The 12865-nt window shown below is 39.8% G+C and carries 11 protein-coding genes and 1 pseudogene; 1 reads left to right on the top strand and 11 read right to left on the bottom strand.

What is annotated here, in order from left to right:
• Positions 1-63: 63 nt before the first annotated feature.
• The 5 genes from rnr to ACXY7N_RS27485 all read right to left on the bottom strand — a co-directional run bounded on the left by rnr (position 64) and on the right by ACXY7N_RS27485 (position 5081).
• On the bottom strand, positions 64-2502 hold the full coding sequence (gene rnr, locus ACXY7N_RS27505) for a ribonuclease R (RefSeq protein ID WP_016085610.1): 2439 nt from the start codon (positions 2500-2502) through the stop codon (positions 64-66).
• Positions 2503-2792: 290 nt separating this feature from the next.
• Entirely contained in the window at positions 2793-3533 is a 741-nt protein-coding gene (gene estA, locus ACXY7N_RS27500; protein ID WP_165615090.1) for a carboxylesterase, read from the bottom strand.
• A gap of 162 nt (positions 3534-3695) precedes the next feature.
• Complete coding sequence (gene secG / locus ACXY7N_RS27495; RefSeq protein ID WP_000557263.1) at positions 3696-3929, bottom strand: preprotein translocase subunit SecG; 234 nt, start codon at positions 3927-3929, stop codon at positions 3696-3698.
• 94 nt (positions 3930-4023) lie between these two features.
• Positions 4024-4716: an LrgB family protein gene (locus ACXY7N_RS27490; protein ID WP_016135997.1), complete on the bottom strand. Its 693-nt coding sequence runs from the start codon at positions 4714-4716 to the stop codon at positions 4024-4026.
• Complete coding sequence (locus ACXY7N_RS27485) at positions 4713-5081, bottom strand: CidA/LrgA family holin-like protein (protein WP_000673220.1); 369 nt, start codon at positions 5079-5081, stop codon at positions 4713-4715. The genes ACXY7N_RS27490 and ACXY7N_RS27485 overlap by 4 nt, the downstream gene beginning before the upstream one ends.
• A 276-nt stretch (positions 5082-5357) precedes the next feature.
• On the opposite strand from ACXY7N_RS27485, the pseudogene ACXY7N_RS27480 reads away from it, so the two are divergent.
• Positions 5358-5672 (top strand): annotated as a pseudogene (locus ACXY7N_RS27480) (nucleoside hydrolase); the annotation flags it as partial.
• 168 nt (positions 5673-5840) lie between these two features.
• Here the strand turns inward: ACXY7N_RS27480 and eno are convergent.
• The 6 genes from eno to cggR form a co-directional block, all read right to left on the bottom strand.
• A complete protein-coding gene (gene eno, locus ACXY7N_RS27475) occupies positions 5841-7136 on the bottom strand; it encodes a phosphopyruvate hydratase (RefSeq protein ID WP_016085606.1) in 1296 nt (431 codons plus the stop codon).
• A 30-nt stretch (positions 7137-7166) separates the two neighbouring features.
• Positions 7167-8696, bottom strand: coding sequence for a 2,3-bisphosphoglycerate-independent phosphoglycerate mutase (gpmI, locus tag ACXY7N_RS27470; RefSeq protein WP_001231145.1), 1530 nt, complete (start codon positions 8694-8696; stop codon positions 7167-7169).
• Positions 8693-9448: a triose-phosphate isomerase gene (gene tpiA / locus ACXY7N_RS27465; protein WP_001231042.1), complete on the bottom strand. Its 756-nt coding sequence runs from the start codon at positions 9446-9448 to the stop codon at positions 8693-8695. Before tpiA ends, gpmI begins: the two co-directional genes overlap by 4 nt.
• Before the next feature lie 32 nt (positions 9449-9480).
• A complete protein-coding gene (locus ACXY7N_RS27460; protein ID WP_001036333.1) occupies positions 9481-10665 on the bottom strand; it encodes a phosphoglycerate kinase in 1185 nt (394 codons plus the stop codon).
• Positions 10666-10804: 139 nt separating this feature from the next.
• Complete coding sequence (gene gap, locus ACXY7N_RS27455) at positions 10805-11809, bottom strand: type I glyceraldehyde-3-phosphate dehydrogenase (RefSeq protein ID WP_000161237.1); 1005 nt, start codon at positions 11807-11809, stop codon at positions 10805-10807.
• 26 nt (positions 11810-11835) lie between these two features.
• The gene (cggR, locus tag ACXY7N_RS27450) at positions 11836-12864 is read right to left on the bottom strand and encodes a gapA transcriptional regulator CggR (RefSeq protein ID WP_001258183.1); all 1029 of its coding nucleotides are present in this window, start codon (positions 12862-12864) and stop codon (positions 11836-11838) included.
• Position 12865: the final 1 nt, after the last annotated feature.

Raw genomic sequence — 12865 nt, 5'->3', positions numbered from 1 at the left:
CTCTCAAGCCACCAATAAAAAAGAAAAAGCCCCGCTTTTCATCAAAGCGAAGCCCTCCTTTTCTTACTTACGCTTTTTCTTTTTCTTCTTGAATCCTGGTACATTTTCGAAGAATGCTTTTTTCTTCTTGCCGTTACCATCTTTTTTCCCTGGCTGACTAGCCGACGTGGACGCGGAAGCGGAAGTAGAAGCTGATCCTCTTCCTTTTCCTTTGCCACCACGGTCAAATTTTCTCCCTGTGCCACGTTCACCGCCACGCTCATTACTGCGCTCGCTACGTCCACCGCGTTTCTTTCTGCCTGTTCTTGGCTGTTCGATAACGACTGGGCGATCTTTGAACTTACGGCGAGGCGTACCTTTCATGCCAACGATTTCAAAGTCAATTGCGCGCTCATCTTTGTTTACGTTAATAACGCGAATTGTAATTTCGTCACCGATGCGGAATACGTTACCTGTACGTTCTCCGATCATTGCGAAATGTTTCTCGTCATAACGGTAGTAATCATCCGTTAAGTAGCTAACGTGTACAAGACCTTCAATTGTATTTGGAAGCTCTACGAATAAACCAAAGTTTGTTACAGAGCTAATCATACCGTCATACTCTTCACCGATCTTATCAACCATGTACTCTGCTTTTTTCATTTCGTCTGTTTCACGTTCTGCTTCAACAGCACGACGCTCCATATTAGAAGAGTGCTCTGCAATCTCAGGTAAGTTTTCACGCCATTTTGCTTGCGTTTCATTGTCGACTTTACCGTTAATGATGTATTCACGAATTAATCTATGAACAATCGTATCTGGGTAACGACGAATTGGTGATGTGAAATGCGTGTAGAACTCAGTTGATAAACCGAAATGTCCTAAGCTATCTGCATCGTAGCGCGCTTGCTTCATAGAACGAAGCATTACTGTTGAAATAACTACTTCTTCAGGCTGTCCTTGAACCATTTCAAGAATTTGTTGCAGTGCACGAGGATGTATTTCGTTCGCACGTCCTTTTACTGCATATCCGAAGTTCGTTACAAACTCGAAGAAACGCTCCAGCTTATCTTCTTTCGGATCTTCATGGACACGGTACATGAATGGTACGTTCATCCAGTGGAAGTGCTCTGCTACTGTTTCGTTCGCAACAAGCATAAATTCTTCAATTAACTTCTCTGATACAGAACGATCACGCATAACAACATCTGTCGGTTTTCCTTCTTCATCTACTAATACTTTCGCTTCTTTAAAGTCAAAGTCAATTGCACCGCGGCGCATACGTTTTTCACGTAAAATTTGTGCTAATTGACCCATCTCTTTAAACATCGGTACGAGCGGCTCATAGCGTTTGATTAACTCTTCATCCTCATCTTCTAAAATGCTTCTTACGTCAGCATACGTCATACGCTCTGTCGTTTTAATCACACTTTGGAAAATCTCGTGCTTTACAACATCACCTAAGTTGTTGATTTCCATTTCACAAGATAACGTCAGACGGTCTACTTTCGGGTTTAACGAACAAATACCGTTAGATAGACGATGCGGAATCATCGGAATTACACGGTCTACAAGATATACACTCGTCGCTCTCTCCGCTGCTTCTACATCAATTGGAGAACCTTCTTGAACGTAATGACTTACATCCGCGATATGAACGCCAAGCTTGTAGTTACCGTTCTCAAGCTTCGTTACTGTAACAGCATCATCTAAATCTTTCGCGTCTGCACCGTCAATCGTTACGATCATTTGGTCACGCAAATCACGGCGATCTTTTAAATCTTCTTCTGAAATCGTTTCTGGTACACTGTTTGCATGCTCCATCACTTCTTCAGGGAATGCTAAAGGTAAATGATGTTTATGGATGACAGATAAAATATCTACTCCTGGATCATTTTTATGACCTAGAATTTGAATAACTTCACCTTCTGCACTTAAACGATTCTCTGGATAGCTCGTAATTTTCACAACTACCTTATGACCTTCTACAGCACCCATTGATGCACTTTTCAAGATAAAGATATCACTCGTCCAGCGCTTATTGTCAGGTATAACAAACCCAAAGTTTTTCGATTCTGTATATGTACCAACGAGTTCTTTCGTTCCACGCTCTAAAATACGTACAATTGAACCTTCTTGTCGTGAACCACTTGATTGTGAGCTAACACGCGCTAATACTGTATCGCCATGAAGTGCACCGTTTAACTCTGTAGGTGGGATGAAAAGATCATCGTCTCCCGTTTTCTTCTCGTCTGGTACAACGAATGCAAAACCACGTGCATGTCCAATTAACTTACCACGTACTAAATTCATCTTTTCAGGAAGACCGTAACGGTTGCTACGTGTACGAATAACAAGCCCCTTTTCTTCCATCATTACAAGTGCTTTCACGAAATCTTTAAAGCCTTCAGAACCTTCAATCCCAAATGCCTCTTCTAACTCTTGTATCGTTAACGGTTTATACGCTTCTTCTCTCATAAATAATAACAACTTATCAATATGTTCTTGCGTGATTTCTTCCAAGTAAAAATACCTCCTTTGAACCCTTATATTATTTAGTGTATCCGAAAGATAGGGGATGTATAAAGCGAAACTTTAATACGCCCCTAATGATTTTTTACAGTTTTCATAAAGTGAAATTTTAATCAGTATTTTTTCTATTCCCACTGATTAGTAACCCCACCAATCGGGCGTTAACGGGCAGTTAGTCCCCTCTCCACTTTCTTGGCTTCAGCAAAATTTCGAGTATGGGTCTTACTACCGGTTAAAGCGGGTTAAAAAATTCCCTTATGAAAAAAAGAGGCAACTAGATCTTACCAATCTAGTTGCTCCAAGAAGTTATATACATCCTCATGTAGCTCGTCACGTTGCTTATCAAGTGTAATGACATGCGTAGAGTCTTCATACCATTTAATGTCTTTTAACGTAGATTCTACACCGTTATAAATAATGTTAGCACTATCTGTATTAATCATTTCATCATGACGTGCTTGTACAACAAATGTTGGTGCATAAATCATATCCACATTGTTACGTACGTCAGCAATTAATTGTTGTAATGCTTTTAATGTATTCATCGGTGTCTTTTGGAATTCCAACATTTCTTGTTCGATTTGTTCTGGTGATTTTTGCTCACGGTTTTTATATTCGCGGGCATATGCCAATATACCTTGGTACATCGTTTCTTCGCTCTTAATATACATCGGTGCACACATTGGTACCACACCTAATACTGGTACTGTATAACCTAATTTTAAAGAAAATACTCCGCCAAGTGACAATCCAACAACAGCAATTTTCTCAAAGCCTTTATCTTTTAAAAGCTGATATGCCTCCGTTACGTCTTGCCACCAATCTTCAGGACCTGTATGAACAAGCTCTTCTGGTGGTACACCGTGCCCTTTATAAATTGGTGCATGACAAGTGTAGCCTTTCTTTTCTAAGAAACGCCCTAACATACGTACATCAGCTGAGTTTCCTGTGAAACCATGTAGTAATAAAACAGCGCGGTCTCCACCCTCAAATGTAAATGGTTTCGGAGATGCTAATTTCATCATGTACTTCTCCTCTTTCTCTTCTGTAATCTAGTCGTATTCTTTCTATATCTTAGTGTACCATATTTATATTTCTATAATCTAATTAGAAACATCTTTCAAATGGCAAAATAAAAAAAGAAGAACCATTAGTACAACTTACTAACGCTCCTTCTTTCAATTCTATAAATTTAAGTACGTAACAGCAATTGTTAATACGAAGAATAGAACAGCTAAAACAATCGTAATACGGTTTAATACCGCTTCAATTCCACGTGCTTTTTGCTTACCAAATAATTGCTCTGCACCGCCTGAAATTGCACCTGAAAGGCCTGAGCTATTACTAGACTGCATAAGTACCATAACAATCATTAAAATCGATACAATAATAAGTAAAACGGATAATAACGTATGCACTTGGCGTACCTCCTACAAAGATTCAGTTATTGTAACTGTAGCATAAATCCTATAGAAAAGCGAGAGCAATAAGGTTGCTCTCGCTTTTCTTCTATTACATAAACATCATTGCAAATAATGGTCCGAGCAAACATGTCAAAATTGCAGTTAATGTCATTGTTACCGATCCAATAACACCTTCATGTTCATTATTTTTCATTGCTCTCATGACACCCATAATATGAGAAGCACATCCAAATCCGATACCTTTACCAACTGAGTTTGTAACGCGGCTCCATTTTAATAAAAGCGGGCCAGTAATTGTTCCAGTAATACCCGCAATAACAACGAAAGCTGCTGTTAATGACGGTACACCACCAACTTGTTCAGAAACACTCATCGCAACTGGCATTGTCACCGATTTTGGTAAAGATGATAAAATTAAGCTTTTATCTGTTCCCATAAGTGAAGCAATAACAAAATCACTTGCGATCGCAACTGTTGTACCTACTAATACCCCACCGGCAATTGGTACAACATACTTTTGCAGAACGTGACGTTGTTTATAAAGTGGGATTGCAAACGCTACAACACCTGGTCCAAGTAAATTCGCAATCCAGCCACCACCGCTTTCCATATAATTTTGATATGGTATATCAAGCACTATAAATAAGAAAGCCATTAATCCTGTCGCTACAAGCATTGGAATAGTAAATGGTGTTGGAAATAATGTATAGATTTTTTTAGATAATTGATATAATAGCACCGTAAAAAGAACCCAACCAATTCCGATTAATATTTGGCTCATCGTGACTCTCTTTCCTTTCTATTCGCAAGATATTGTCCTGTATGTCCTGCGACAATAATAATTAAAAATGTACTCGCTACAATTGTAATGAAAAGAGAAATTCCTTTACTCATAAAAAAAGCACCGTAATTCATTAGGCCAAGCGTTGGCGGAATTAATAAAAACGGCATAATAGCAACGAGTGTTTCTGCTCCTAAATCGAACCATTTCACTGGAAGAACTTTTAGGCTAAGTAAAACAAGTAAGAGGAACATTCCAATCAAACTTCCTGGAATCGGAATATTTAACATTTCTTGTACCCAAGTTCCAACCATATAAAAAACGTAAAGAGCAGCAATTTGGACAAGAATCTTTGTAAATTTCATGTTCATCATCCCTCATGTTTATACGATCTTCTGTTAATATCTTTATCATAGTATAAATTGTAAAAAGCTGCAATTTATCAACTTGACAGCAAAAATAGCCTATGTTACACGCTTACAACCTTGATATGACTGCATTTCCAAAAGAAAATTAAGTCAAAAACCTTGACCTAATATAAAAAGTTTTTATTTTCTGAATTTATCATGTTGTTATTTCAATAAAATAATCTTCTTTATCCTTAAACCTACATATATATAAACAAGATAGGTGGTGAACATATGCCCAAAAAATTTCTTATTTTTTGTGATCCTAGGATTGATGATACGATGGCTCTCCTCTTAGCATTCTTTATCGATGAAATAGAAATCATCGGCATTGTTGCTGATTATGGCAATGTTCCAAAAGAAATGGCCGTACAAAATGCTCATCTTCTTAAGAACGAAGCAAAGGATAGAAATATTAAGATATTTGGTGGATCAGAACGTCCACTTACTGATGCCCCTCCTGCTTTTTTTACAGATGTAAACGGAAAACAAGGGCTCGGGCCAATTATTCCAAAGGGGAATGTGACTAACGGAGAAATGGAGAATTTCGCTCTTTAGAAGAATCTAAACCATTTATTGATTGGCCGATTCATCAAATCGCCATTGATTGTGATTATAACCGTTTCTTTAAACATTTCATGTCACTTATGACGGGTGAACAATTTTAGCAAAAAAAACAGACCGTGATTTCTCACGGTCTGTCGTTATTTTCTACAATTATCGTTTGATGTTATAGAAAGATTTTACACCATCGTAAACAGCGATTTCGCCTAGTTCGTCTTCGATGCGTAATAATTGGTTGTACTTAGCAATACGGTCAGTACGGCTCATAGAACCAGTTTTGATTTGGCCAGCGTTAGTTGCAACTGCGATGTCAGCGATTGTAGCATCTTCAGTTTCACCAGAACGGTGAGATACAACTGCTGTGTAACCAGCACGTTTAGCCATTTCGATAGCTTCGAAAGTCTCAGTTAAAGTACCGATTTGGTTAACTTTAATTAAGATTGAGTTAGAGATACCTTTTTCGATACCTTCAGCAAGTTTTTGAGTGTTAGTTACGAATAAGTCGTCACCAACTAATTGTACTTTATCACCGATACGATCAGTTAATAATTTGTGACCATCCCAGTCGTTTTCGTCTAAACCATCTTCGATAGAGATGATTGGGAAGTCTTTGCAAAGCTCTTCGTAGAAATCAACCATTTCTGCAGAAGTTAAGCCAGTACGGCCTTCGCCTGCAAGGTCATATTTACCAGTTTCTTTGTTGTAGAACTCAGAAGAAGCAACGTCCATTCCTAAGAATACGTTCTCGCCAGCTTTGTAACCAGCTTTTTCGATAGCTTCGATGATTACTTCTAATGCTTCACGGTTAGAACCAAGGTTTGGAGCGAATCCACCTTCGTCACCTACTGCAGTGTTAAGACCTTTGTCATGTAATACAGCTTTAAGTGCATGGAATACTTCAGCACCCATACGGATTGATTCTTTGAATGTTGGAGCACCAACTGGTAAGATCATGAACTCTTGGAAGTCTACGTTGTTATCAGCGTGAGAACCACCGTTGATGATGTTCATCATTGGAGTTGGTAATTGTTTTGCATTGAATCCACCAAGGTAACGGTATAATGGAAGACCTACGAAGTCAGCTGCTGCGTGAGCTACTGCCATAGATACACCAAGGATAGCGTTAGCGCCTAGTTTACCTTTGTTTGGAGTGCCATCTAATTCGATCATAGCACGGTCGATACCAGCTTGGTCAGTTACGTCGAAACCAACGATTTCTGGAGCGATTGCTTCGTTAACGTTGTTTACTGCGTTCATAACACCTTTACCAAGGTAACGAGATTTGTCACCGTCACGTAATTCTACTGCTTCGTGCTCACCAGTAGATGCACCACTTGGTACGATAGCGCGTCCGAAAGCGCCGCTTTCTGTGTAAACTTCTACTTCTACAGTTGGGTTACCACGAGAGTCAAGGACTTCGCGAGCATAAACATCAATAATTGTTGACATAATAAATTCTCTCCTTTTTATATAAGCAAATTATTTAATAATTGTTTTACCTGTCATTTCTTTCGGTTGTTCCACATTTAAAAGTGTAAGCATTGTTGGAGCGATATCTCCTAAAATACCACCTTCACGAAGCTCTACATCATTTTTTGTAACGATGAAAGGAACCGGGTTAGTTGTATGAGCTGTCATTGGTCCACCATCAGCAGTTAACTCCTGATCAGCATTACCATGGTCAGCAGTAATAAGTGCTACACCATCTTTTGCAAGAATCGCTTCTACAACTTTTCCTAAACATTCGTCAGTTGCTTCTACTGCTTTAATTGTTGGTTCCATCATCCCAGAATGGCCAACCATATCACAGTTCGCAAAGTTAAGAATGATAACATCATGTTTATCATTTTCAATTTCATTTACTAAAGCGTCCGTTACTTCGTAAATGCTCATTTCAGGTTTCAAGTCATACGTTGCAACCTTCGGTGAGTTAATTAAGATACGCTCTTCTCCTGGGAATTCAGCCTCACGACCACCGCTAAAGAAGAATGTAACGTGCGGATACTTTTCAGTTTCCGCGATGCGAAGTTGCTTTAATCCCGCTTGCGCAACAACTTCACCTAAAGTGTTATCAAGATTCATTGGCTTGAATGCCACGTAACCATCTACAGTTTCACTGAAGTGTGTCATACAAACGAATTCAGGAATGTGAGGTACTTTTTCACCACGATCGAACTCACGGAAATCTTCGTTTGTAAATACACGAGCAATTTGAATTGCACGGTCTGGACGGAAGTTATAGAAGATAACTGCATCATCATCATTGATTGTTGCAACTGGCGTGTTATCTTCGTTAACAATTACAGACGGCAATACGAATTCATCATAGATACCGTTCGCATAAGAGTCTTCTACACACTCTTCTGCTGATTTATAAGTAGGGCCTTCACCATTCACCATGGCACTGTAACATTTTTCAACGCGATCCCAACGCTTGTCACGGTCCATAGAGTAATAACGACCAGAGATAGTCGCGAATTGTCCTACTCCTGTTTCTTTAATTACTTCATTCGTTGCATCGATATAACCTTTTGCTGTTTGTGGTCCAACATCGCGGCCATCTAAGAATGCATGGATATAAACTTTCTCCACGCCTTCTTTTGCTGCTAAGCGAAGAAGAGCAAACATGTGGTTCATGTGACTGTGCACACCACCATCAGAAAGCAAACCGAATAAATGAAGAGCAGTACCTTTTTCTTTCACGCTTTTAATTGCATTTTGGAACGTTTCGTTCTGATCGAACTCACCTTCACGAATTGCAACGTTTACGCGTGTTAAGCTTTGATATACGATACGGCCAGCACCGATATTTAAGTGACCAACCTCAGAGTTACCCATTTGACCTTCTGGAAGACCCACTTCCTCACCACAAGCTGTAAGCGTTGTATGAGGGAATTTGTTCCAGTAACCATCAAAATTAGGTTTTTTAGCTTGTGCTACAGCATTCCCGTGAGTTTCTTCACGTAGTCCGAAACCGTCAAGGATGATTAAAGCTGTTGGCTTTCTCATTTTACCGCCCCCAGAAGACCTAAGAACGAAGCAGGCTCTAAGCTAGCACCGCCAACTAAAGCGCCGTCGATGTCAGATTGTGCCATATACTCTTTAATGTTTTCTGGTTTTACGCTACCGCCGTATTGAATACGAACAGCTTCTGCAGCTTCTGGAGAAACAGCTTCTGCAACAACTTTACGGATGTGCGCACATACTTCATTTGCATCTGCAGAAGAAGAAGATTTACCTGTACCGATAGCCCAGATTGGCTCATAAGCGATAACAGTTGCTTTAACTTGCTCTTCTGTTAAACCTGCAAGTGCTTTAGTCACTTGACCTGCTACTAGATCAAATGTTTTTCCGCTTTCGCGCTCTTCTAAAGTCTCACCACAACATACGATTGGTGTTAAACCATGTTCAAATGCTGCAAGAGTCTTTTTGTTTACTGATTCGTCTGTTTCAGCAAACATTTCACGACGCTCAGAGTGGCCAAGTACTACATAGCCTACTTTTAAGTCGCTAAGTGCTACTGGGCTAATTTCGCCAGTGAATGCACCATTTTTTTCGAAGTGCATGTTTTGTGCACCTACTTGTAAGTCAGTTCCTTCAGTTGCTGCTACTAAGCGCTCTAAGAATAGAGCTGGAGAGCAAACTACTGCATCAACAGCTGAAGCTGCTGGGATTTGACCTTTAACTTCCTCTACGAAGCTAACTGCTTCTGATAGAGTTTTATTCATTTTCCAGTTACCTGCGATAATTGGTTTACGCATGCTTTGCACCGTCCTTTTTCTTTGGCTGCTACTTATTTGTCGTTAAGACAAACTACACCTGGAAGCTCTTTGCCTTCCATGAATTCTAATGACGCACCGCCGCCAGTAGAAATGTGGCTCATTTTATCAGCCATACCGAATTTTTCAACAGCTGCTGCAGAGTCACCACCGCCGATAACAGAGTATGTATCTTCTGCATCTGCTAATGCTTGTCCTACTGCTTTTGTACCTTCTGCGAATGGAGTCATTTCGAATACACCCATTGGTCCATTCCATACAACAAGCTTAGAGTTTTTAATTACATCTGCATAAATTTCACGTGTTTTAGGACCGATGTCCACGCCTTCCCATGTAGAAGGGATAGAGTCGATACCTACGATTTGAGTTGTTGCAGTTTCAGAGAATTCCTCTGTGATTACAACATCAACTGGCATGTAGAAGTTTACGCCTTTTTCTTTTGCAAGTTGCATAAATTCTTTAGCTAGTTCGATCTTGTCGTCTTCACATAGAGATAGACCAATTTCATGACCTAAAGCTTTAACGAATGTATAAGCAAGTCCGCCACCGATGATTAAGTTATCTACTTTGTCTAATAGATGACGAATTACACCGATTTTATCTTTTACTTTCGCACCACCGATGATAGCTGTGAATGGACGTTCTGGGTTAGAAAGTGCTTTACCTAATACATCTAACTCTTTTTCCATTAATAAACCAGATACTGCTGGTAGGTAGTCTGCGATTCCTGCTGTAGAAGCATGAGCACGGTGAGCTGCACCGAATGCATCGTTTACGAAGATATCAGCAAGAGCTGCAAATTCTTTCGCAAGTTCTGCATCGTTCTTTTCTTCGCCCGCATAGAAACGTACGTTTTCAAGAACTAATACGTCGCCTTCGTTCATTGCTGCAACCATTTCTTGTGCAACTGGTCCGAATGCTTCGTCTGCTTTTTTAACATCTTTACCAAGAAGCTCGCCTAAACGTGCTGCTACTGGAGTAAGACGTAATTCTTCTACCGCTTGACCTTTTGGACGGCCTAAGTGGCTTGCTAAAATAACTTTCGCACCTTGCTCTACTAAATATTGAATTGTAGGAAGAGCTGCACGGATACGAGTTTCATCTGTAATTTTGCCTTCTTTCATAGGTACGTTGAAGTCAACGCGGCAAAATACACGCTTACCTTTTAAATCTACGTCACGAATTGATTTTTTGTTCATTGGATTTCCCTCCGACTACTAGTTAGGATTGACAAAACCCATTCAAAAGCTTACCACATTTGCTTCTAAAACGAAAGAAGAGAGAGAGGGAACAAACCCTCTCCCTCGTTTTGTCATTGATTACTTATATAATTAAGAATTAAAGACCTTTAGAAGTCATGTATGCTGCTAGGTCTACTACGCGGTTAGAGTAACCAGTTTCGTTATCGTACCAAGAAAGTACTTTAACCATGTTACCTTCCATTACCATTGTAGATAATGCATCGATTGTAGAAGAAGCTGTACATCCGTTATAGTCGATAGATACTAATGGCTCTTCGCTGTATCCAAGGATACCTTTTAATTCGCCTTCAGAAGCTGCTTTGAATGCTGCGTTTACTTCTTCAACTGTTACTTCTTTGTCAAGTTCAACAACTAAGTCAACAAGAGAAACGTTAGCAGTTGGAACACGTACAGCGCCACCGTTTAATTTACCTTTAAGTTCTGGTAATACTAATGCTACAGCTTTAGCTGCACCAGTAGATGTTGGGATCATGTTTTCAGCTGCTGCACGAGCACGACGTAAATCTTTGTGTGGTAAGTCTAAGATTTGTTGGTCGTTAGTGTAAGAGTGAATTGTTGTCATCATTCCGCGTTTTACGCCGAATTTTTCGTTTAATACTTTAGCGAATGGAGCTAGACAGTTTGTAGTACAAGAAGCGTTAGATACTACGTTGTGGTTAGCTGCATCGTATTGTTCGTGGTTAACACCCATAACTACAGTGATATCTTCGTCAGAAGCTGGAGCTGAGATGATAACTTTCTTAACTGATCCACCTAAGTGTTTTTCAGCGTCTGATTTTTTAGTGAAACGACCAGTAGATTCTACTACTACTTCTACTCCGTAGTCGCTCCATGGTAGTTGAGCTGGGTCACGCTCAGCGATAACTTTAATTTCTTTACCGTTAACAACGATGCTGTTTTCGTTAGCAGATACTTCTGCATTTAAAGTTCCGTGAACTGTGTCATATTTTAAAAGGTGAGCTAATGTTTTAGCATCTGTTAAGTCGTTGATTGCTACTACTTCTACCTCAGAGTTGTTAAGAGCTGCGCGGAATACGTTACGTCCGATACGTCCAAATCCATTAATACCAATTTTAGTCATTTGAATTTCCTCCTTGGGGGATTATATTAAAGGGTAATACCCTTTGTTAACTGTTTTGCTGCACCTTCATCTGTAATTAGAATTGAAGTGTGCCCTTGTTTAATTACAGCCTGTATTGCCTTTGCCTTTGAAGAACCTCCAGCGACTGCAACAACGTGAGATACATGTTGTAAATCCTCTAGTTGCATACCAACTGTTCTTACTTTATGAACAACATTTCCTTGTTCATTAAAGTAGTAACCGAAAGCTTCGCCAACTGCTTCGCTTGCCTGAATCTTTAACCAATCTGCTTCTGAAGTATTTCTGCGACGTGCCATTGTTAACGCATCACCTATTCCATGAATGACGATATTGGAAGATCGAATCAACTCAAGTACTTCTTTCACGGAAGGCTCTGTCACAATAGACGCATATGCTTCGCTACTAACATGGTCTGGAACATACAATAAGCGATAATTACTCATCGTATTTTGCGCCATTTTGGCACAAATGGTATTGGCTTCTAACTCAACACCTTCTCCAATTCCACCACGCGCTGGGACAAATAGCATATGTAAATCTTTGCAATCAAGCTGCATCATGTCCGCAGCAGCAGCTAGCGTAGTTCCTCCAGCCACAGCAACGATATTATTCGCTGTCAGACGGTCTTTTATACAAGTCACACAAGCACGGCCCATCTCCAGTTTGACCCAAGGTGATTCATCACTATCACCAGGGACAACGAAAACTTCATCCAAGTCTAATGTTTCCTTAAGTTGCTTTTCTAAAACCTTTAACCCGGAAATTTCTTTCATAAAGTCTTCCAAAGCAAGAACTAAAGCTGTTCCTTCTTCTGTCAAAGTCATTCCAGAAGAAGCGACGTGAACTAAGTTTTGTTCTTTCAAAACTTGAACTTCACTTCGCAATACTCGTTCTGTCATACCGAGACTTGCTGATAAGTTCCTTCTTCCAATCGGCTGCATGAGCCTAATGTATTGAAGAATTTGCATTCTCGTTTGCATAACAGGTAGCAGATCAGGTAATAATTTTTTTGTATTCTGAATCCATGAGCGCATA

Source organism: Bacillus sp. 5w2 (assembly GCF_054353775.1).
This window is presented reverse-complemented; position numbering and strand designations above follow the sequence as displayed.